The following is a 21,537-nucleotide window of genomic DNA, read 5'->3' on the forward strand; positions in this document are numbered from 1 at the left end:
AAACTGGTAATGGCCATGCTATCCGTACTGTTGGCGCTGATGCACCGCGACCTTGGGTGTCGTGCCTTGCCGAATGAGCTCGTGCCTGACTGTACGTGTGACGCCACATAAAGTGAGCACTTCGCCGTATACAACAGCCGACTATGCGCAAAATGGATATCCTACCGGCCGGGAGTAGAGTCACGTGCTATATCCTGGCTCCATGATTATGGGTGAGACGGGAAAACCGTGGACTGACGCCGAAGTTAGTGCGACTGTCGAGAAATACTTTGACATGTGGTTCATGGATCTCCAGGGGCGACACCTTGTCAAAGCCGCAATTTATCGAGAGCTGTCAGCGCGTCTGACGTCAAGGAACGTAAAATCAATAGAGCAAAAAATGAGCAACATTAGTGCGGTGCTTGTTGGGCTTGGATACCCACACCTCCGAGGTCTATCTCCGCGCGCTAACTATCAGCGAAGCTTGGTGGAGTCCGTACTTGGAGAGTTGACTCGCCGCAAATCGATCGATGAAATTCTCGAAACCGTCCTTACGGAGAGTGCTCCTATCGGACCCGTTGATATTCTGCGGGAGACGGTGGCTCCGCCCGAAGTAATCACTGATCTTTTGCATTGTCGGGCAATGGCACGGACTTTCAAACGAGACTATCTTGCCTTAGAAGCCGCCAACCGAGCACTTGGTCTGGCGGGTGAACTGGCTGTCGTAAAGCGCGAGCAGTCCTTTCTCCACAGTATTGGTCGAAGGAAGTTGGCGGACCGCGTTGAGCATGTTGCGCAAACGAAAGGGGATGGCCTCGGATATGATGTGCTTTCCTTTGACCGGACCGGCCGAGAAAAATGGATCGAGGTCAAGACCACCAAGTATGCGATAGACGTTCCTTTCTTCGTCACCCGGGGCGAAGTCCGTGCCTCAAGCGCCTCTCCAGAGCTTTACCACCTTTACCGACTCTACGGATTTGGATCGCCCAAAGGGACGGGCCTCTACCGACTGGAGGGAGACCTGGAAAAATCCTGCAACTTAGATGCGCTTTCGTTTGCAGCGGCACCCAAAACTCGCTCAGCGTCACAATTACCGGCCGAGGAAGCCGTTCTACCGAATGTATGAGTAGGTGAGGAGGCAGCAGCGATCTTCAGCCAAAAGACTGCCGCCGACCGCGTCTGAGTTGCCCCTTGCCGAGATCGTCCTGGTCTTCGGGCGTGCCGAAGAGCTTCACAAGCTCGCGCATCTTCGAGTTCTCCCAGTGGACGCGTCCAACCGGGAGATGAGGGAGGTCAAGGCGCTGGTGGGCTCGGTCAAACCTTTGTTGGATTCGACGAAAGATGATCCAGCGACCCAGACTTGTGCAGCGAGGTGAAGCGCTGTCTGAGTTTGGATGCAAAAAGGGGATCACGGATTAGAACACCTGCTTCGAGGTTTCGGTGAGCGGCTGCATCGCTGAAGTTAGCGCTCGTCACGATCGCCAGAGAAGAATCCACTATGACGACCTTTGAATGTTGAACTCCGTACTGCCCCGCTGGTGGAACATATTTGAGGAAGCGGGCGCCTTCGAGCTTGGCTTGGAGCATTGCGGCGGTTTCTTCCATCTTTGACCCTTCAAGCACGAGGGTGACGGACACGCCTCTGGCAATTGCCCGCCAAAGGGCCTCGATGAATGGTGAGGTAGTCGACGCGGAGTAAGTTGAGGCGAGAACGTCTTCCTTTGCTTCGTCGACCAAATGGGAGACAGCCGCCGTAGTGTGATCGCCGTCGCCGGGGAAGCTCGGACCGCTCCAGATTGCCCTTGGGGGGGCAGGCGCCCGATCCGCTGCGGACGCGTATCCGCGTAGCACTGATGCCAACAGTGTTGGTTCACCGAGCAATGAGAGTGCTTTCGGGAGCAGTTCGACCCCGGCATGCGACGAGTTCGGCAAGTACGACACTGCTCGATCCAGCCGCCCGTCTATTTCCAATGAAGCGGCGATGCTGGTGGCTTGCGCGGAGGTCAGCGCCTGAGCCAACAGAAGCAATGCATCCGCCATTATGCCTAGCCTCCAAACGTTGCTAGCACCGGTTGGAGCAGACCAGTGACGGCGTACTCAGGGCCCGCATTCAGCGTCAATGCGAAGCGACGGTCAAGGAAGCGATTAGCCTTCTCGCAGGACGTCTCTGACACGAAGAGGCAGAAGTGGCAGGCAGCACCGTGGAGGAAGTCCTCTTGGCCGCTAGGTACCCGATGCGCACAGATGGGATCCGACGAGCACCGCTCAGCCCGCCGCAGCGCATCCCGGAATACCCCTTCCAGCCGCTCCGTTCTGGCCAGATCAACCAACCCTCCGAGCGTTCCCTCGCTGTCCGGGGACGTCGTGGCAATCAGAATGCCTGCGGCTGCCTCCCGATCCTCGGTCTCACGCCAAGCGTAGAGACGCTCGGATAGTGATGCGGAGCCGTAGCCGCTGGACATTGCCATTTCACGGATGAGCAGATGCGACATGGTATGCAGCGCCCAGTACCGCGGCGGCGGCATACGGTCGGCCGCGTCGATCTTCTCCGCTGTGCGGCTTTGTCGGCGGGCCACGTTTCGTTCATGTGCTGCAATGTGGGCCTGCCAGACGTCGGAGCTGAGCACGTCGTCTTCCCATGCCCGAATCACACTCTCGTCGAACCGTAAAAATACTCCTTCGCCGCGGTCTTCTGTCGCTGGAACCCACTTGGGTTTGCCGGATTGCACGAGTGGCGCGATCCGGTTGGGGGCATCGCCCACGCGGTCCAAGGCATCGATTCGCGTAAATCCGATGAAAGCGTTGGCTTTCTTGACTCGCTCCACCGCGACTACGTCCGAAAGTACTGGTTGCAGGGCGTTTGCTACGTTCACGGCACGGACGCGGAAGCCGGCCCTCCGGTCCTCGCGTTCGAAATCCTCGGGGTGGACAAGAGTGTCCCACTCGGGCTCAAGGAGACTGATCGGGTCAAAGCCCGACGGAACGGCGGGGGCGTCGGTTGTGGCGGTTACTTGGCCTCGAGCGACCTGTATTCCGTTCCACAGGGCATCATCTGTGATGCCGTCGAAGATGGAACGGACATCCTTCGGGCCAAACTTCCGCCACCCAAGTAGATCGTCGAGCGTCTGCACATCTGCAAAGGTGACGGCCGGCAAGCCCTTCACTGTCTCTGCCACGTCTACGGCCGTGATGTGTTTGCGTGCTGGGAGCACGAGTACGCTCACCGAGGCTGGGAACCATTGGTTGGCTGCGCCCAGGAGCATGAGCCTGACGTCCGCCTGACAGGGGCTATCTTCTGGCGCGTAAGTAGGAAGGTGTGGGTGCCGTCCGCGGCAGTCAGGGAGCATTTCTTCTCCGCCGGCCCGCGTGAGCTCAGCGATATTGCGCGAGGCGTCGCAGGCCACGCAAGAGATTTTGACCTGGGGTCCCAGGTTCGAGCGCCACTCCATCATGCGCATTGCAGGCTTGGGCACCTTGCATTTCACGGGGTCACCGTCGGCACCGTGCACCCACTCCACATACGGGAACTCGTCCAAGTGCCCGTCTGTGCATGCGATTAAGTAACGGGCAGGTACGGCCAGGCGCGGTCGGGCTTCCAAAGTGCCCTGCTTCTGGCCCTTCTTTGGGCGGCCCTTGCACGACTTGTGCACGAACTGTGCCTTGTCAGGCCGGTGCTTGCTGGTGTTCACGAATTCGAACTCGGGCGATTCCGAGATAGGCGCCAGGAGGTCACAGCCGGTGCAGCGCAGCCATTGCGGGAAGACACGAGTCGGGATTCCGATGGGGGTGCCGCCCTCATGAGTCTTTTCCGGTACCCAGGGGGGTTGTCGCAGCTCCTCTACGCGGGGCAACATTTTGCGTACCGCATCGAGCAGCCTCGGCACCAATACCAGCTGTGCGCCGCCCTGCTTCGAGTAGGCGATGTCCCAGGCATCGAGCCCCTGGGGCATTACCGCTATGTGAGGCATGTCGACCGTGGCTCCTATTCCTGAGGTGTACAACAAAGCGCTGGGGCGTACCGAGCCGACACGGCTGTGATTCTTCCCGGGAATGGCTTCCAGCTCCCCAAAGGGGTTTGCCACCACTCCGGGAACGGTGGTTTCGCTCTCGTCTACGACCTGACTCATTTCGCATCCTTCTTCGAGAAGACCCATTTCGGCGCGGCTGCACTGAGCGGTTCCGCGAGTTTGCCAACAACCGGTGTTACAAGCAGATTGATTTCCGGCTGAACTTCTCGCATCGAGTTGGCCACTTGAAACAGTCGGCTATTTTCGTCGGGAGCCACTGTCTCCGGGCTCACCAGGAGGGGTGAAACGATCTGGCCACCACCCAGCGAGTCTTTTTGATAAGTCAAAGCGCCAGACCACTTGTCCGACTCATCCGTCCACTTGTCGAGACGCAGGATCAGTTTGCTCTGGGCAGCGTCAGCAGTCGTTTCGTCACCACCGCTGGCAAACCTGATCCGTGAGACGATCCGTTCGACGAGGGTGTCAACGAAGGGCCGCCGCTGAGTGATGGATCCGGCTCCTGTCTCTGGTGACAGTGATGAGGCATTCCGTTGGTCAGCAACCCTGGCGGCCGACACCAGCACCCCCGTTAAGCCCCGCTCCAAAGCGGCGTCGGAGAACGGTGTCACGGATAGCGCTTCGACATGGGCGTAGAAAGTGTCGTGGTAGTGCTCGAACTGCTCGTAGTGCGCCATGTCCCTCGGTCTGGACCGGTTGGCCAGCGTGACCACAAGGCCCGGTTTAGAGGCTTCACGGCCAACGCGGGACGACGCCTGGATGTACTCCGCGGTGTTCTTCGGTTGGCCGACCACCAGCATCAAGCCAAGCCGCGGCACGTCTACACCTACCTGGAGCATGGACGTGGCGAGTACCACGTCATAAGGCATGTCCCGCGGGGGCAGCTTCTTGCCAGCTTTCTTGGCGAGTGCTGCCATTTCACCGTACCGCCGTTTAGCAGTTGTCGTATCACGTTCCGGGTCGAAGGGAACACCCAGATTCGTCAGCGTCTTGGAAATGTCGGCTGACGAGATGCGGGAAGTCAGTTCACCGATCCGCAGCCCGGTGGATCCTCGCCGGGGGTAACCCGAGTCTTTCTCGGGGTTACTTGTTCGGGTGACGATGTCGTCTTCGAGATAGCGGCGCATGCCTGCCAGTTCCCGGGTGGCGGAGAAATAGTCAACCAAGGTCACGTACGGCTCGGCGGCCGCGCCATGCGCGTCGAACAGCTTCTGTCCGGCGAGCAACAGGATTTCACTGACCCGGATTTCCGCCAGGGTCAGGCGTGCCCCGTGTGCGCACACTCCGACGTAGCGCCGTCCGGGGTCCTTCTCACTGATGGGAACTTCCTTTGAAAAGAAGGTGTCTGTGACGGATAGGACCTGGGGCGGGAATATCTGCACCTGGCGTGCATAGAGCTTCATCACCTGGTCCCGGGCGTTCCGCACGGTTGCGGTGGAGGCGATGACCAGAGGTTTCACCCGCGCAGGGCTGTCAGCAGAGCCGTACTCCCACGTTGAAAGCGTGTCGATTGCTGCTTCGAACAAGCCTACTGCGGTGCCGAGCGCGCCGGTGATGAGGTGGAGCTCGTCTTGGATGATGAGGTCTGGCGGGCGTAACCGCTCCACGGACTTGACCGTGGCCTTCGGATAGACGCGGCCGCCCTCCGGTTTTGCAGTGTGGCCGCTGGCTCCACATACTGAGGTCACCGTGTCCGGGTGCTTGTAGCCATGCCGTTCGCAGCGTTGAGACACGTAGCCAAACAGGCTTGCAGCCTCACCTTCGCGAGCGAGTCGGGCGAACTTGTCGACGGTCGCCAGCAAGAATGTCGGGGGATTCCGGTAGATCTCGTCGTCGACGGTCAGCACGGGAAGCCCTTCCACCGCGGTGCCGCCTTCGGAGAACGGACATCGCGCGAGCTTGTCCCCGCAGTAAACATGGATGCGCTGGGTCGCTTTCACGGCAACGACATCCGCCTTCGGGTTGATCGGCGTACCGCACCATGGGCAACTGCTGAACTGAAGCACTGTGAGTCCGTAGGCGGAGTTGCCGTCGTCGTTGCGCACGTCCCGTACCTGTTGCTCGGCCTCGGCAAAGCGTTTCGGGCTGACGCTTGAGCCCACCCACAGTCCGATGCGGAACGGTTCCTGGCCCCACGTCGCGGGGTCTTCACGCCGGACTAGTTCGGCGGCGCACATCAGCGTGGTGGCACGCAGGAACTGCTGGGAGGTGAGCAGACGGAGCGTGTAGCGCATCAGCACGGCGACACCATCGCGGCCGTCGACCGGGCCTCCGGGCGTCTCAATGACGCCCTGGAGGCGGCGGATGCCGAATGCGAACGCCGCGAGCCCCAGATAGGCCTCGGTCTTGCCACCACCGGTGGGGAAAAACAGGAGCTCCGCTCTGGGTAACTCACCGGACCGCCGAGGCAACGTCGGATCGACGATCGACGGCAGTTGCATCAGGATAAATGCGAGCTGGAAGGCGCGCCATGAAGCCGCGCCATCACCTTTCGCCTCGATCGCTGCGGTCGCATCCTTGACCGTCAATGTGCGGTCCGCGTTCCGGAGAGCGGCTACCTGGGAGTGGAGACGCTGATCACGCATGGTGCGGTTCATGAAGGCAAACGCTTTGCGAGCCTGTTCGCTTGCATTGGCATTCGGATCAGTATTCGTCAGCAGACCGAGGCCAGCGCGCAGGCGCTTCAGTGCATCCTCGCCGTCTTGAATTCCGCTTTCCGCGACTTTCTTGAGGTGCTCGGGCAGAGCCGCGGCGTCGAGGCGTCGGTTATGGAGCCAGTGCTCATAGCCGTCGAGCAAAGGTGTCAGGTATTGCCCAAGCTGATCCGGGGATGCCGTCATTAGCAGCCGCATGCTCATCTCGGCCCCCTTGATGGTTGGTGCAAGGGTTTGCGGGACCTCGGCGGTGGGGAGCCAGGTCGTACGCACCGAAGTGGCGGTGCGGGACTGCGGATCCGGAAGGGTCCAGGTGGCGGAGGCCGTGCGGCCGACGGCGAACTCGAGGCGATCGCGGTACAACAGATCGAGCTGCAGGACCTCCGGATCGCCGAAGTCGCGCGCCTGCTCAAGCGCGTCACGGGTGGGGCGGAAGACAGCGCTCCCGTCGACGGCGCTGACGTCCAACTGGGTCTGAAACAGCCACACCTTGGGCGGCAATTCTTTACCCGTGACCTTGGTGTTCTGCAGCGCGGCTTCGACCACCCGTAGCCCGTCGTGGTCGAAGACTTCAACAGATATCGCCACGTGGCCCTCGACGATTACCTCGGAGTGAGTTTGCCCTGCACCAATGCCCGCGAGACTGATTGTCCGAGATTCGACATGGTCCGAGCGGTCGTAGTAGGTCTGGGTACGCCCTTCTTCGTCGGTCTCGCGGCGGGACTCGTACTGCCCCCACCGCGCCGTGAAGACAAGATTATCCACCTGGGGACCGACCTGGAATCGAATGCCCATCGACGACGGGGCGATGAGCTTGGACTCCGGACCCCGGTCTTCGTCGTCGGCGCCACCCGCATCGGTTATCGTTTCATCGCCCTCCTCCAGAACGCCTTGGACTTCCCGGCTCGCGTCGACATCCAGGACTGCCGCAGCGTCAGAGTCACGGAAATCATTAGGGCTTGCTACCACTGGTTGCGTCTTTGCCTCAGGCAGCGGGTCACCGTCGCCGATCGCGACCGGCGCCAGCGCTCCAACTAGGTAGCGGGCTCGCGGCGTTCCGTTGACCGTCTCGTCCGGTTCGCCCCACGGCCCGATCAGATCGCGCTGCAAGAGGTCTATGAGCTCGTCGCGAACCTGGGCGGACGTCGCCGGTTGGGCGAGTGTCATCTCGGTGGTCACTTAGAACATGGCTCCTTCTGGGGCAGTCTCCGGATCAAAGTCGAGCTCCATCGGGGCGACCGCCTTGCCGCCGTTCTGCGCCTCAAGTGTCGCCCGGCGATGGTTCTCTTCCAGCAGCCTGTCGAGAATGTCGACGCGAGCGGCAGGACTTACCGTGAAGCGCTCCATCTGCCGGTAAGTGTGGAAGCCATGGTCGAGAGCAATGTCTGACCAGCCGTAGGCCTCTAACACGGCATGGTCGATTTGGATGTGAATCTCGCGAAGTTTGGTTACGTCGGGATCATTGGCCACGACGGGGTCGTTCACGAGATTGTAGAGTGATGTCAGCCCGATCGAGCGATCACTCATGACTGCCCGCTGCAATGTTTCCAGGTTTTGTCCGAGCGTTTCCAATTTTGCGGTAAACGCAGGCCTCGGAAGAGTCTGTGAGATTTGTGAAGGGGTGTACAGTTGGCCGTTTCCCTGGCCACGAGTGGTGCCGTTCTTTATAGCCCATAACTGATGCAGCGAACTTGACAAGAAGGCGAGATTTGCGGAAGTGGCGGGTAGAAACACGATGCATTGTTCACTGTAGACAAAATCGTTTGGTACGCGACGAGGGATAAGTGAGTTACTTAGCCTAGCTATTAATATTGCCTGGGACTCTCCCTCGATTGATTTCTGAAGTTCCCGCCTAGGGTTCCAGTGCTTCCACCACTCGTGCACCATCCTCGGATACTTCCGCGCGTCCTTGGTCCGGCGCTCGGGCAAGACCGAGTTGGTGAGATGTTGCCACGGTTCGTGATGGGCAGCGGCTTCTTCCTCTGGCATCTCTCCAAAATCAATCACCCATTTACCGCTTGACAAATCAGGTCTCTGATTGAGGTCCTCGCCGGTCATATAGGGCTTGATGACTTTACGGTTTTGTCCAGCTGCGAGCATGGCGATTGCAGCCTCGGACTTTAGGATAAAGCCCTTACCCAGAACTATTACGCCTTGGAAAGCGAAGTTGCGGTTCTCCCGCAACTGGATAGGATCACCTGATATCTGTCCTTCTGGCTCAAGTAGGGACGAAATTTTAGCGGTACGTACTCCGTCAACAACTACCTTTACCGAAGGCGCCAAGGCAGCCTTGGAAGCCCAGACGATCGCGAACTCAAGGGCAGCCGATTTGGAAGGCCATGGCGCACTTTGCACCGCCCTTCGAATCGTCAGGCCGAGCGACGGAAACCTGGCGAGTCCCACTTCTCTGCTATCACCTTGCGCAACTGTATTTGTGGCAATCAACCCTAGTTGCCCGCCCGCGTTTAGAAGCGCAGCCGCACGAAGGATAAAGTAGACAACGATATCAGCGCTGCCCTTCGTGCCGTTTGCGACTACCTCAACGAGCCAGCTACGAATGTTTGCGCCCGAAACTGGGCTGATGTCGCGCCCTCCCAGAAACGGTGGGTTCCCGACAATCGCGTCGAAACCGCCGCGGTCGACAAGGACGTCGGGCGCCTCAATCACCCAGTGCAGCGGCTTCCACCGTGAGTCGCCCGTGGCGACTGTTGGAGTAAGACCGGAGTCGAGGATCGAATCGAGTCGCTCCCGGTTGCCGTCCTCACGGTTCGTGGGGTATGCCGTGAAAAGTGCATCGGCCAGCTCCTCGTAGCGTGCTTCAAGCTCTTTCCCAGGCTTACCTCCTTCACGAAGGCCCGCGGCAATGATGCCGTCAGCCACGTCCCGCAGACGCTTCGTGACTTCGCGCGCCTCCTCAAGAAGTTTCCGCTTGGCGCGAGTGGATCGCATTCGGTCGGCGTCGTCGACCTGGCCGCTGGAAAGCTCGCGACGGAGCTGAGCGGCGCGGGCGAGGTCGCTATCGACGTCGAGCTGAAGGAGCTTTCTTTGAAGGATTCGACTCCGATTGGGATCGATGTGCTGTGCACGCAGCTGCCGTTCTGTGGTCAGGCCGAGCAACGAATTGCCGTGGAACACGCGGTCGTCGACGAAAGAAAACGGCTTCCCGGGATCCATGGAGATAAGCCACAGCGAAAGCTTGCACATCTCCACGGCCATGCCGTTGATGTCTGCACCATACAGGCAGCGTGCGACGACTTCTCGGACTGCCCATCGCTTGGAGTCTTCGTTCTCGGCGCTGGTCAAGCCTTCCTTGGTTCTTGCTTCGATGAGGCGCTTGGCGAGGTAGTGGGCGGCGGCAACGAGGAACGCGCCGGAGCCCGCCGCGATGTCCGCGACCTTAAGGCTCAGGATCTCGGTGGAACTCTTTAGGACCCAGTCATCGGAGGTTTCCGTGTCCAGAGGACCGGGCGAGTAGACGAGGGGTTCAAGCGCCTGCTGGACGACTTCCTCGGCGAGCGACCTCGGCGTGTAATGGGTGCCTGTATTGGCCCGCTGCGGCGATTCCGTCATGACGAGGCCACCTGCGGGTACGACGTACGGGAAGTCGCGTAGGTCGTTGCGGATCAGCGAGTGTAGTGGAGCAAGCTGGTCGACTAGCTCGCTTTGTCCCAACAGTACATAACCGAGTCGGGTGCGTGCATCCGCGGCCTCGGTTTCGTCATCAGCATTGAACGCCTTTACGATCTGTCGGACTGTTAAGGGTTTGGCGTTGGGCTGCGTCCTGGCCAGATGGTCAATGAGCATCTTCGCGAAATCGGCACCGCCGGTGGCGGCATTGGAGATCGTGCATAGCTCCGTCAGGGTGATCTCAGGCTCATATCCGCTCTTGCCATGCAGGCCCACGGCAACATCACGTGTGTACTCGGCGGAATAGCCGAGCAGACCCTCGTAGACGTAGCCGATCTGTTCGACGTCGAGATCGCGGAACGACAGTTGGCGGGCTTCGCCGCCTACATGTGCGATCTGGACAGCCCTAAGGACCTGGAGCATGACGCGGTCGGAGACGCGGACGGAGAGCTGCCCCTGTGCGTTGGTCGTCCGAAGCCAGGGGAAACGATGCGGATCGAACAGTGATCCACCGTACGCCGGCATGCGCGTGTCTTCGAAGGTAGCACCGGAGTAGATTGCGGTGCTGGCGGCGAGGAGGCGGTGCCACGTCTCCCACGTGTGGTCCAGCACTTCCTCGCTGACGTTCTGTGCGTGCCGTTCAAGTTCGGCGCGCACCTCGGAAATGGCGTATGAGTCCCGGTACATCTGGTGCTGCGGCAGCAGGGCGCGTTCTTCGGCGAAGAGGAGGAAGACGACACGCATCAGCACGGATACGGCGGCTTCGTACACCTGCTTACTGTCATCAGGGAGAGGGGAGTCTTCCCCTTTCGCGATGGCCTTCAAGTGTGACTCGGACATGGCCTGGAGGACGAGCTCGACGGCACGACGAACCTGGTCGCCAAGGGCCTCGGTGATGGCTTCCGCGCTGGCGACGCTGAGCTCGAACAATTTCGGCAGTCGCTTCTCCGTGGCGCCGCCCGCGAGCGATACCAGCCCAGCGAGGGCAAGGAACGCGTCCCGGCTGTCTCGTTCCTCACGCCAGATGAGCGAATCGAAGACGCCGCTCGCTGTTGTGACGTTGCGGACGGCGGAGACGATGCCCCACCAGCGGCCGTCAGTGACGAGCCCGATGCTAACCTTCGCCTCGCGCAGGAGGGCAGCAGTTCGGTCGATTGCGTCAGCGGCCCAACCATCGGCACCGGTTCGCCGGAGATCGTCGGTGGGATCAACGACTACGACCAGCGCGGCAGGGCCGTTTCCCGCGTCCAGCAAGGCCCATGGGCGTACGGTCACGTCTCCATCAGGCGAACTGGCGATGATCGCCGGCTCCGGGTGCGCGTCGAGGTGTTCACCCCACTGCAGCAGGTCGCGTAGGACAGTAGCCACCCAGCGGTCGCGCCAGGCGAGATGATCAGCGGGGTCTCGCTGACCTTGCCTAGCGGTCCACGCCTTCGCCCACAGGGTGTGTTCGTACACGAAGGTGCTGTTAACGTCGTCAATGGCATTGTACGGCCGGTCAAGTCCGTTGGGGAACACGGACTTGAGGGCAGCTCGCGAAAGGAATGGCCCGTCAGCGTCGACGAGTGTTAGCCACTCCCAGGGGTCCTTAATTGCCATCGTTCTTTTCCAGTCTCTCTGCATCGGCAGGGCTCAGTGCGAACACGACCGCGGCGACGAATGTGTGCGGTTGCAGGTTGGCGTAGCGTCTTGACACGGCATCCCGTTCATCGCGCTGCTCTTCGGCGAGGGCGTCGAGGCGCCGCCTGATGTTCGCCAGGTCCTTTTCGCGTTGGCGCTGCTCCTCATGGAACAGCATGTCCTCTAGCTCGCGTTTGCGCTCCTCGGCGTTGTTCAGCGTGCCCGTCAATGTCTGGCGGAAGCGGGCGAAAACCTCGTTAACACGTTCGAGATCAGCGGTCTTGCGCTTGCCTAGGTCCTGCTCGATCCCGCTGCGCAGCCTCTGAGCGCGCGAGGCGACGGCGTCGGCGACGCGCTGGCGAATGCCGCCGTCGGCGGCGTTATCTGCGTTCCAGAGGTCGGCTAGCCCGGAGAGTACACCAGGCGAGGGAGCCGTCAGTTTCTCGGCGTCCAGGGCCGTGACCAGAAGGTCTTCCGAGCGTTCGACGCCGAGTTCCTGACGTCGAGTGAGCCGGGTGCCGGCAAGGAAAACTTCCTCGTGGAGGCGGGTGCCACCGTCGCCGACCACGACCAAGCGTGCAACGCCGGCCACAAACGACTGTTCCAGCCCGTTGACCACCACAGCGCTAACGCCATGGATGTGGTTGGAGCGGGTCCAGACTTGGCCGCGCAGTTCGCGTGCGGCGCGCTGGATGAGCGGGTGGCCCAAGTGCGTGTAGACGATGTCGGTGCGGCCCTTAGCCTCGTCGCCGTCGAACGTGATGGGGCGCACCACATCCGGGCGGAGACGAGTCCTCAGCCCCTCCAGCCCTGGGGTCCAGGTCCGGTCGAGCCCTGAGGGAAGGTCATAGACGTTGGCCCGTTCGTGTGGGTCCACCGCGCCCATGAGTCCCGGTTGCCCGGACACCCGGAGCCCGGTCTCCAGGACGCGGCGGAGATTGCCGTCATGGAGGTGCAGGCGGTCACGGGAACTTTCAAGCCTGTCAGCCAGCGCGGTTAGTTCACGACGGAGACTATGCTCACCTTGCATGGCCGTCTGAATGATCTGCTCCCCGGAGCCTTTGACTGGCTTGGGGCGCGCGGGGAGATCTCCATAACCAAGGGTGCGCTGGATATCCGGATCAATGATGTCCCCGGCTGACCCAAGGTCTTCCTGTACCCGTGAGATCTTGCGTGCCACCCGGGCAAGGTAGTCTGTGTCCCTGGCATAGTTCGAGGCAGTAGCCGACTTGTCTGCCGGATCCGGGTGGTAGATCTGCGGGCGCTCGTTTTGACCATAGCGGTCGATGCGGCCGATGCGCTGCTCAAGGCGGTTGGGGTTGAACGGGATGTCAAAGCAGACCAGACGGTGGCAGTGGGATTGCAGGTCGATTCCCTCACCTGCGGCGTCAGTCGCGACTAGGATCCGAACGGGGTCCTTGGAAGGATTTTCGGTAAAGCGCACCCGAATGAGTTCGCGCTCTTCAGCGTCGGTTGAGCCCTCAATGACCGCGAGTCGGTCGCCACCGAGATCAAAGGCATTGAGGATATCCCGAATCCAGTTGAGCGTGGAGACATACTCAGTAAAGATGACAAGGCGTTCGTTCAACCAGACCCCGTCCGGGGTGAGCAGCTGACCGCGGATCAGGCCGATGAGCGCCTTGAGCTTTGTGTCAGGCAACGAGGCATAGCGACGACCCCAACCGATGAGCCATTCGAGGTCAGTAATGTCTTCTGGAGTCAGAGGAACTTGTGCGCGCTGCGCCGAGCGGAGTGCTTCAAGCTCAGGCTGCTCCAGGCGCCCTTCTTCTACATCCGAGGCTTCGTCGCCGAGCACCTCGTCGTAGTCGGGCAAGTCGATGTCGTCATCTCCACGCAAACGGGTGGCGAGATACGTTTCGGCGGTCGAGGCGAATGCTGTCGGCGACGAGAAGAACCGCTTCTTAAGGATAAGAGTCGCGAGGTCGGCGGCTCGCTTGCCCTTCTCGGCTTTTACGGCCGCGTTACGCCGTTTGGTGAACGCGATCAGCCGGTCATAGGCCTCAGATTCGTCCTTCGAGGGCTGGAACAGCATTGCGTGCACTTCGCGCAGCTTAAAACCCTCGCCAGGAAGGTCTTTCTTCAGCCTGCGTACAGCCACTTCGCGCAGCGCCTTGCCATCGAGATCGGCACCACGGGCGAAACGCTGCGGGTCAACCATCTCCATAAGGGCCGTAAATGATTCGGTGTAACCGTTGTGCGGGGTGGCGCTAAGGAAAAGCCGGTGCTCGCAGCGCCTGGCGAGTTCACGAACTGCTACCGTGCGCTGGCTATCGACGGCATAGCGGCTCGTGTCATTGCCGCCTCGCGAGGGCGTAGCCGGGGCAACATGGTGGGCTTCGTCGACGATTACGACATCGAAGGCGTACCGATCGGCAACCCGCTTGTCGTCGGCCCGGGCATAAACGTCCCGGAGGAGGCGCTCGGCTCGCGGTGACGGCAGCCACGACATGGAGACGATCACCCTGGGGAACAGAACAAACGGATTCGCGTGCACTCCGAACTGTCGGCGGAAGTCGCGCATGGTGTTGGAGTTTACGACTTCGAAGCCCAGGCCGAATTTGTCTCGCATCTCCTCCTGCCACTTGATTACCAGGCCGGCCGGGCACACGATGATGACCGATCGGGCGCGGTGACGGAGAAGCAGCTCCTGCACCACTAGTCCGGCTTCGACGGTCTTACCCAGGCCGACGTCGTCGGCCAGGAGGAGGTTTGCTCGGGGTGCTTCCAGCGCCCGGCGGAGCGGCTCAAGCTGGTACGCCTCGATGGTCGCGCTGCTTCGGAATGGGGCTTGCAGCGTCCCGGTATCCGCCGAAGTTAGAGCACCCCAGCGGAGTGCGTCGACGTACGCCGCGAACGTGGTCGGATCGTCGAAATGCTCTGGGGCTACTACTAGGGGGAGACCCTGGTCGAGAATGACGCCGCGTCCCGGTTCCAGTTGCCAGATGGCAGTCATCTCGCGGCCGTAGTGCTCCTCCTCGATGGACTGGAGTGACACCGCGTGCTGGAGCTCGGCTTTCCCATCATCTGCGCTTGACCGTTGGAGAGCTTGCGCGGCCACGCCGGTAACGATCCATTTTGAGCCTCGAACCGAGACCAGCTGGCCTACCTCTGGTAGTTCGTCGTGAACCACCGAAGCCGCGGGCGCGACCATCATATATGCTCCCCCATTAGAGATTTTGTTGATGCTCCCACCATTTATACATGACTGGTCTCACAAAGATGCATAGGCGTTGAGGTCCCTCATAAAGGAGTCCTGGTAACGGAGGCTACTTCGCTGCAGCCGTGAGGCGAAGCCCCTGGTTGCCTTGGTAGAAAGGGCATGTGATCCCCTTTCCTCAAGAACCCTTTGCAGGGTAAAGGCGCGGCGCAGGGGACCGGTGAGTGGGGCTTCCGAGACTCTTGCTCGCCGTACATGTTTGCCTACGGATACTCCCGCAGTACCCCATCCGTGCTTCACATCAAGTTCCCCCGGCAGCTCGACGCTACTCAAATGGTCATACGCTCTGAGCCCCTCAGCAATCCACTGCACCGCCGGAACGGCCACTGCATTGCCGACGAGTTTCCAACGGTCCCGGGCCGGTGCGGCGCTCGTCCAACCCGGACGGAACCCCTGCAGGGTCTCCAGAGCTTCGATGGAGGGCGTCCGGAACCTCAACTCGACGGGTTTCTTGGGAAGCCAGACAGCCGGGGCAGAGGGGATTCCCGCCGTCGTCGATCCCTTGATAGTTGGCACCACGCCGTTGCCCCAACCGACGCCGCGGTTCCCCTCAGTCCAGTAAAAGCCATGAGCTGTCTGTCTTCGATCCGTGGCGGTATGTTTGCTGCCGGCAGCATTGGCATAGTCCCGAAAAAGCACTCGCTCCGGATCCTGGTGGCGGCTGGCGAGGAGGAAGACTCGTTTTCGCCGTTGGGCGACACCAAAATGCTGGGCATCGAGCGTGCGATAGCACCAACGGTATCCCACCTCGCTGAGCATGCTTCCGATGATGGCCATCGCCTCGCCGCCCTTGAGCCGCAACATATTCGGTACATTTTCAAGAAGGATCCATTCGGGCTTCTGTTTTTGGATTGCGCTGAGAACACCGATAATCAGTCCGGAAGCTGCTCCCGCGATGCCTGCTTGTCGGCCGGCAGGTGAAAGATCCGTGCAGGGAAAGCCGGCCGTGAGAATGTCAGCGTTGTGAAGGTTGGGCGGAAGGTCCTGTACGTCAGCAAAAAGGGTTGCCGAAGGGAAGCGCATCTTGATGACCTCTTGTGCTGAGGACCACGTCTCATAGGCCAATACGTCCCCCGTGAATCCCGCTTTTTGAAAGGCTTGTTCAAACCCACCGATGCCTGCGAATAGGCTAAGAATTACTGCGTTGCGATCCATAACTTCAATCCCTGGTTGACTCCCCGGAGAAAGTGCGTCTTCGGCGTCCGGCGAATCAACAGCGTAGTCGGTTATCGGATCCAAACGCGACTACCGCCGGAAGCGGACGAGCGACCCTGTCTGGGTCGACGTGCTAGGCTGCTGCGGACGGTCTGAACGGTCGTCCCCGCTGAGTTGAGGATACCCGAGCTGACCAAGAACGACGGTCAGTACGTCTCAGCCGCCCTCCTCCACTTAGTCGCCGACGGCGTGCGGCCGCTGACGTCAACTGCAAAACCAATTTCATCGGACAAGTATGCCCAACTTGACCCTGCACTGTCTTGTTGGATACTTTGCGCTGAGAGCAGGACTGTCAGTATCTAGCATGGGCCCGCTGGCTAGTCCGGAATGGCCAGCGAAGCCCGACTAGCGTCTCGCGAAACGCTGGGTCACCCAATTGAGGTGGCTTTGAGTTAGGTGTTATGTGCAGCTTCGTTCCGATGTTGTAGATATTGACGGTCCTGTTCGCAAAATCAGCATGCCCTCACTCTCTACTCGTAGGGCTCCTAGGTGAGTGACCGTGATCATGTACATAAATAAGCGCCCTGTTCCCAGTCTTGAGTATGTCGCCTCAGAAGCAGGGGTCAGCTCCGCTTTTCTTCGGGACGTAGCTGAGCGTCGAGTCGAGGCTTACAACGAGTTCACGCTCGCAAAGGCCAAAAAGGGTTCCACAAGGATTATTGCGTCCCCCCTCCCGGACCTTGCAAAAGCTCAACGTTGGATCTTATCCAACATGCTTCGCGGTTCAACAGCCGAGCCACCGAGTTTTGCCTATCGTAAGAGCGTTTCCGTCAAAGACTGCGCCCGGGTTCACGTCGGGGCTCGCTGGGTACTAAAACTAGATTTGCGCGATTTCTTCCACTCCATTGATGTGGGGAGAGTCGCCAAGATTTTCAGGAAGACCGGCTGCGATGAAGAGACCTCGCGACAGTTGGCTCGACTCTGCACGAGGAGCCCAAGGATCGGACGAACAGCATCCTTGGCATTGGGTTACCTGCCGCAGGGTGCGCCTACGAGTGGCATGCTCGCAAACCTGGCGGCGTCGAACTTGGATCGTTCGCTTTCGCGATTGGGCGCGCGTTACAACCTGAAATACACCAGGTACTCGGACGACCTGACGTTTTCCTCCAGCGGAATGTTCTCCAGAACCGAGGCCCATGCGATCATACGATCCGCCCGCGCTGAGATCGTTAGAAATCATTTCCAGATGAACGAAGACAAGATTCGCATTAGCCCTCCTGGGTCGCGGCTAATGGTGCTGGGCCTGCTCGTTGACACTGACCGGCCACGTTTGAGGGGAAATTTCAAAAAGGACCTAGAATGGCATGTCTACGGGTCCTCCAGCTTTGGTCCGAATTACTCCGTTTCAAAGGGATTCACTTCATTGCAAGACTACATCTCTCATGTGGACGGTTTGTTCGCTCACGCGATCGACATCGAACCGGAGTGGGCTCATGAATTGCAGAAGTCCTGGGCGGCTGTCTCCGGGGTTCTGAACAGCAAAGAGTTCGATCCATTTTGGACTGCGCCGTTGTACCGCTAACATAACTGCTAGTAATGACTGCAGGTACTTCGTATAACGACACATAATGATCAAAGTCCGCCCGGGGCGTAGGCAGATGACGCAGAGGCAGACCCGTCTCCGCGACCAGCGACTGGTCCGCACCACCCGTGTTGGATGCCGGCCGACGGACGCCCTGGAGCTTAGCCATAAGTGATCGCTTGGAGTGTTCTGGCAGTGCAGACGTTCGCGAGGCGAGATGCCCCGGCGTAGGCTGATGATATGGAGGACGTTGGCTGGGCGTCCAGCGCGGCGGCACGGACGATAATGCAAGGCAATCGCTCCAGAGATACGAGGCCGGAGTTGGCGGTTCGGCGCGCTGTCCACCGGCTGGGCCTTAGATACAGAGTTGCCCACCGACCCCTGCAGAACCTGCGTCGCAGTGCGGACCTAGTGTTCCCCCGAGTCAAAGTCGCCGTTTTCGTAGATGGCTGCTTCTGGCACGGATGTCCTGAACACTATAGGGCTCCGGCCTCGCACGCGGATTTCTGGCGCGACAAGCTCGCCGCTAACCGTGCCCGTGACCATGAGACCACGGAACTTCTCAGACTGCAGAATTGGGTGGCATTGCGCTTTTGGACGCACGAGGACCCCTTCTTGATTGCTGAGGAGATCCGTTGCGTTGTCGAACAAAGGCGTCGGGCGCTCGCTGACCATCACGCTCCATCGGCTAAGGGTTCATAGGCCGCGATCGCTGAGTACACGTTCACCTGGATTCCTCTGTGAGTCCGCAGTTGCCTTGGACTCGATTATGGCGTGGCATCCGCCTGGTCGTGCGGGTTCGGAGATATTCCGTGGGGCATTACACTGAGCCGAGTTGATCGTCGGCCCCGGGCCGATGATGGGGGGCAATGGGGTTTTCCAATCGTGAGTATGTCGGTCGTGCGCTCGAAGCTCTGGCGTCGGGCCTAGGTCCCCATATTCCACAGCCCTGACAGACCTGGCACCAAGCATCTTGTAGCCAAAGCTCCTCGAACACAAGGATGCCGCGGGCGGAAGAGCGGCGCAAAGTTAATCAGCCCCAGACCTTGACGTGCAGCTGCGCGCCATGACGGAGCACTTGGATCCCTGGGCTATCCGTTCAACCTTGCCCATGCGGCCCGACGCTACACCTCGGAGCTCCGGAACACACGCAACCTGTTGGCGCACAATGAAGTCTTTGATGACGACACTTACCGGGCCTTGGACATCGCCGGCAGGCTGGCAAAACACCTCAAGCAGGAAGAGGCCTCCCTCACGCTGTCCGTCCTGCTGGAAGAATCCTGGGCGCGTATTACAGGCGACGTGAAATCGCCGATACCGGGGACATAGAGCCCGGCGAAACGAAAGAACTCGTTGAAGAGCCGGGTGACGACGAGGTTAATGAACAGCCGCCGACCCAAAACAAGGTCGGCGTCAAATAACCGCGGCTGGGGCGCTCAGCTACGCGATAGCGCACAACGGGTTCAGGTTTTTCCGTCAGGTCCAACGCAGCGGCGGCCGGCGAACCGGCACCCGGGACGCACGCACGGGAGAAGAAGCACCCAGGGAGGCGCCGCCGTCGGACATTCCGAGCAGTGACTCCGCCACCCGGACCGCGGCACCGCACCATCCGCAGTGTGTCCGCGCTGATGGTGTCCAGCGGTCCTGAAACGTCCAGCACGCCGAGCACAGTTGGCCGGTGGCCGGATACGTGATGGGGGCCGCCGAGCGGGCCCAGTCGTGGTGGGTGCGGACCAGGTGCTCTGCGGCGAACAGCTGCACCGGCCCGCTTGTGACCAGCGCCTCGCTGATGGCGTTGGCGCCAATCCCCGCCGCGCACCAGTCAGCCCCCTCGGAGAACTCCAGCCGGTCCGCCGGCGCAGCGCTGCAGGTGGGCTTCATCGGGCTGTCCGGCGGCGGGGAGGGCTGAGCGAGAAGATTGTGGTGGACGCCATGGGCCCCGTCGACGATGACCAGATCACATGTCACGATACGATCGCACCCGAGCACCTTCACGACATCCTTGGGCGCAAACGAACTTGTGCCGCTGAAGGGCAGACCGTCCTCCCACTGCTCAACCAGGTCCTCTCGAGCCTCCGCGAGGTGACGCATCCCTCCGTCCGCAGTGAATCGATGGCGGGCGGTTGCATTGCTCCTTTCCTGGTCCTCTCCACGGATGACGAGGGCCTCCCATCGACCCTTGTGGTAGACCCGTACACGGTTGAAGAGATTGCCGCCGGAATATTCGGGCGGGAGCTGACGGACGTCGGCGTCGAGCGCTTCCAACTCTTCGACGTCCAGCCTCGTTAGTTGACCTCGAACTAGAACTCGCTGGGCCCCGACCTCTTTCAGCCAAGCAAGCCCAGATTTCAGCCCCCGATAGACTAGGTCATCCATCGACATCAGACGCGGACCTCCCTCGTGGGAATCTGCCTCGAGTTTGGTTGATGCTCGGGAATTTAATGGTGATCGGGCCGCTTCTGCGGCTGCCTAGATCGCGCCTGACCCGCGTCGGCGTCGGCAGCGGCGCCCAAGTCCGGATTCCAGCTTGCACGGGACGCCGGCGCGGACCATCCCCTCGCGGCGCTGCTGCCAGGTGAAGCGGAGTCCCTGGTCCCCGGCCCAAAAGTCCCGGCGGTTTATGACGCGGCGGCAATGATCAGGACGACGGCGAAAGAGCCCAGGAAGCCGGTGGTGGGACACTTGTAGCCGCACCAAAAGCCCCAATCCCTGTGTTACAGCACTCAATGAATTCTTCTCAGTATTGGCGCAGGAACACAGCAGCATTGGATCAAGACAGGCTTTGCCCATGGGATCACATGGGACGATTTACGCACCAAGACATACGCATCGAGCATGGGGACACCGATGATCTTCGACTTCCACTCCGATACTCCGGCCGGCAAGGACCCGGACTCCTTCAGCCCCGCCCTGCGGAAGTACCACCAGTTGCTGTGGAGCAAGGAGTTGCCTACCGGCTCGCACTTCGACCTGACAATGGAACCCCGCGCATACCTCGTGCACCGCTCCTCGTCCGGTGTCTTCTTCCTCTCCAGTGACGCGATCACCACCAGGCTGCGGAAAAAGGCTTGGCGCGTCATACGCGACATCCCGGAAAGTGACCTGCCCGAGTACCTTGGCTACACGCCGGGAAGCATTCTCGTATTCCCGGGCAACATGATCGGCGGAAAGCCGACGATCAATGGCGCACGCGGACTCCATCCCAGGATTGCCGATCGCTTCGACCTGACACTGGAGTGTATCCGCCGCCACTATCTTGGTGAGCCGAGCCCCCTTGGAGATGTCCTGCTACGGTACGCGGAATTCTTCGCATTGTTCGGGGATTTCGCCGGGTACGTCAAGTTCTTTTTACTGGAAGACCTCGTGGAGGATGACGGCAAGACCATCCGCTTCTTCCACCCCTTCGCCGACTTCAGGACACCAGCCGTTCCGAAGAACCGTGACGAGTACCTTGAGTACTTGCGGCTCAGCAATGCTTTCATCTCCGCACGTAATCGAAGGATCGATGAAGAACTTGACGGCCGGATCGCACGATAAACCGGAAGTGCATGGGTTCCGTCCGTAACCTAAAGGGCTTGCTGACCGCTGAGCGGCGCCAGCAACAGCAGACGGGCAGGAATGTCAGGGCTAGATGCCATGATGAGAGGCATTGATTGA

13 protein-coding genes are annotated in these 21,537 nt (G+C 60.4%); 6 read left to right on the forward strand and 7 right to left on the reverse strand.

What is annotated here, in order from left to right; genetic code table 11:
• Nucleotides 1-379: 379 nt before the first annotated feature.
• Nucleotides 380-1,105, forward strand: a complete 726-nt coding sequence (locus tag ACFUTU_RS01445) for a DUF3883 domain-containing protein (protein ID WP_377960000.1) — start codon at nt 380-382, stop codon at nt 1,103-1,105.
• Nucleotides 1,106-1,293: 188 nt separating this feature from the next.
• On the opposite strand, the gene drmC is transcribed toward ACFUTU_RS01445, so the two are convergent.
• Genes drmC through ACFUTU_RS01475 form a run of 6 tightly spaced genes read right to left on the reverse strand, consistent with a single transcriptional unit; the run spans nt 1,294 to nt 16,298 of the window.
• Nucleotides 1,294-2,019, reverse strand: a complete 726-nt coding sequence (gene drmC / locus ACFUTU_RS01450) for a DISARM system phospholipase D-like protein DrmC (protein WP_377960001.1) — start codon at nt 2,017-2,019, stop codon at nt 1,294-1,296.
• Between the two features lie 5 nt (nt 2,020-2,024).
• Nucleotides 2,025-4,106, reverse strand: a complete 2,082-nt coding sequence (gene drmB / locus ACFUTU_RS01455) for a DrmB family protein (protein ID WP_377960002.1) — start codon at nt 4,104-4,106, stop codon at nt 2,025-2,027.
• On the reverse strand, nt 4,103-7,837 hold the full coding sequence (drmA, locus tag ACFUTU_RS01460) for a DISARM system helicase DrmA (RefSeq protein ID WP_377960003.1): 3,735 nt from the start codon (nt 7,835-7,837) through the stop codon (nt 4,103-4,105). The genes drmB and drmA overlap by 4 nt, the downstream gene beginning before the upstream one ends.
• The gene (locus tag ACFUTU_RS01465; protein ID WP_377960004.1) at nt 7,838-11,884 is read right to left on the reverse strand and encodes an Eco57I restriction-modification methylase domain-containing protein; all 4,047 of its coding nucleotides are present in this window, start codon (nt 11,882-11,884) and stop codon (nt 7,838-7,840) included.
• Nucleotides 11,874-15,080 (reverse strand): DISARM system SNF2-like helicase DrmD, encoded by a 3,207-nt coding sequence (gene drmD, locus ACFUTU_RS01470; RefSeq protein ID WP_377960005.1) that lies wholly within the window; start codon nt 15,078-15,080, stop codon nt 11,874-11,876. The genes ACFUTU_RS01465 and drmD overlap by 11 nt, the downstream gene beginning before the upstream one ends.
• A gap of 57 nt (nt 15,081-15,137) precedes the next feature.
• The gene (locus ACFUTU_RS01475; protein WP_377960006.1) at nt 15,138-16,298 is read right to left on the reverse strand and encodes a DNA cytosine methyltransferase; all 1,161 of its coding nucleotides are present in this window, start codon (nt 16,296-16,298) and stop codon (nt 15,138-15,140) included.
• A gap of 565 nt (nt 16,299-16,863) precedes the next feature.
• On the opposite strand from ACFUTU_RS01475, the gene ACFUTU_RS01480 reads away from it, so the two are divergent.
• The 3 genes from ACFUTU_RS01480 (at nt 16,864) to ACFUTU_RS01490 (ending at nt 19,209) form a co-directional block, all read left to right on the forward strand.
• Complete coding sequence (locus ACFUTU_RS01480; RefSeq protein ID WP_377960094.1) at nt 16,864-17,880, forward strand: reverse transcriptase family protein; 1,017 nt, start codon at nt 16,864-16,866, stop codon at nt 17,878-17,880.
• A gap of 240 nt (nt 17,881-18,120) precedes the next feature.
• On the forward strand, nt 18,121-18,582 hold the full coding sequence (locus ACFUTU_RS01485; protein WP_377960007.1) for a very short patch repair endonuclease: 462 nt from the start codon (nt 18,121-18,123) through the stop codon (nt 18,580-18,582).
• 384 nt (nt 18,583-18,966) lie between these two features.
• Complete coding sequence (locus tag ACFUTU_RS01490; protein ID WP_377960095.1) at nt 18,967-19,209, forward strand: Swt1 family HEPN domain-containing protein; 243 nt, start codon at nt 18,967-18,969, stop codon at nt 19,207-19,209.
• A 147-nt stretch (nt 19,210-19,356) separates the two neighbouring features.
• On the opposite strand, the gene ACFUTU_RS01495 is transcribed toward ACFUTU_RS01490, so the two are convergent.
• Nucleotides 19,357-19,971 (reverse strand): hypothetical protein, encoded by a 615-nt coding sequence (locus tag ACFUTU_RS01495; protein WP_377960008.1) that lies wholly within the window; start codon nt 19,969-19,971, stop codon nt 19,357-19,359.
• Between ACFUTU_RS01495 and ACFUTU_RS01500 the strand changes: the two genes are divergently transcribed.
• Nucleotides 19,963-20,169, forward strand: a complete 207-nt coding sequence (locus ACFUTU_RS01500) for a hypothetical protein (RefSeq protein ID WP_377960009.1) — start codon at nt 19,963-19,965, stop codon at nt 20,167-20,169. The two genes, ACFUTU_RS01495 and ACFUTU_RS01500, sit on opposite strands and share 9 nt — an antisense overlap.
• A gap of 546 nt (nt 20,170-20,715) precedes the next feature.
• Complete coding sequence (locus ACFUTU_RS01505; protein ID WP_377960010.1) at nt 20,716-21,417, forward strand: DUF6994 family protein; 702 nt, start codon at nt 20,716-20,718, stop codon at nt 21,415-21,417.
• The last annotated feature ends 120 nt before the right edge of the window (nt 21,418-21,537 follow it).

Origin of the sequence: Arthrobacter sp. NPDC057388 (assembly GCF_042668165.1) — a bacterium.
Lineage (GTDB): Bacteria > Actinomycetota > Actinomycetes > Actinomycetales > Micrococcaceae > Arthrobacter.

Excerpts from the sequence above, each read along its gene's own strand:
- drmD (WP_377960005.1), bottom strand. The coding sequence starts at position 15,080 with ATGATGGTCGCGCCCGCGGCTTCGGTGGTTCACGACGAACTACCAGAG.
- ACFUTU_RS01475 (WP_377960006.1), bottom strand. The coding sequence starts at position 16,298 with ATGGATCGCAACGCAGTAATTCTTAGCCTATTCGCAGGCATCGGTGGG.
- ACFUTU_RS01485 (WP_377960007.1), top strand. The coding sequence starts at position 18,121 with ATGGAGGACGTTGGCTGGGCGTCCAGCGCGGCGGCACGGACGATAATG.
- drmB (WP_377960002.1), bottom strand. The coding sequence starts at position 4,106 with ATGAGTCAGGTCGTAGACGAGAGCGAAACCACCGTTCCCGGAGTGGTG.
- ACFUTU_RS01445 (WP_377960000.1), top strand. The coding sequence starts at position 380 with ATGAGCAACATTAGTGCGGTGCTTGTTGGGCTTGGATACCCACACCTC.
- ACFUTU_RS01505 (WP_377960010.1), top strand. The coding sequence starts at position 20,716 with ATGGGGACACCGATGATCTTCGACTTCCACTCCGATACTCCGGCCGGC.
- drmC (WP_377960001.1), bottom strand. The coding sequence starts at position 2,019 with ATGGCGGATGCATTGCTTCTGTTGGCTCAGGCGCTGACCTCCGCGCAA.
- ACFUTU_RS01465 (WP_377960004.1), bottom strand. The coding sequence starts at position 11,884 with ATGGCAATTAAGGACCCCTGGGAGTGGCTAACACTCGTCGACGCTGAC.
- ACFUTU_RS01495 (WP_377960008.1), bottom strand. The coding sequence starts at position 19,971 with ATGCGTCACCTCGCGGAGGCTCGAGAGGACCTGGTTGAGCAGTGGGAG.
- ACFUTU_RS01480 (WP_377960094.1), top strand. The coding sequence starts at position 16,864 with ATGTACATAAATAAGCGCCCTGTTCCCAGTCTTGAGTATGTCGCCTCA.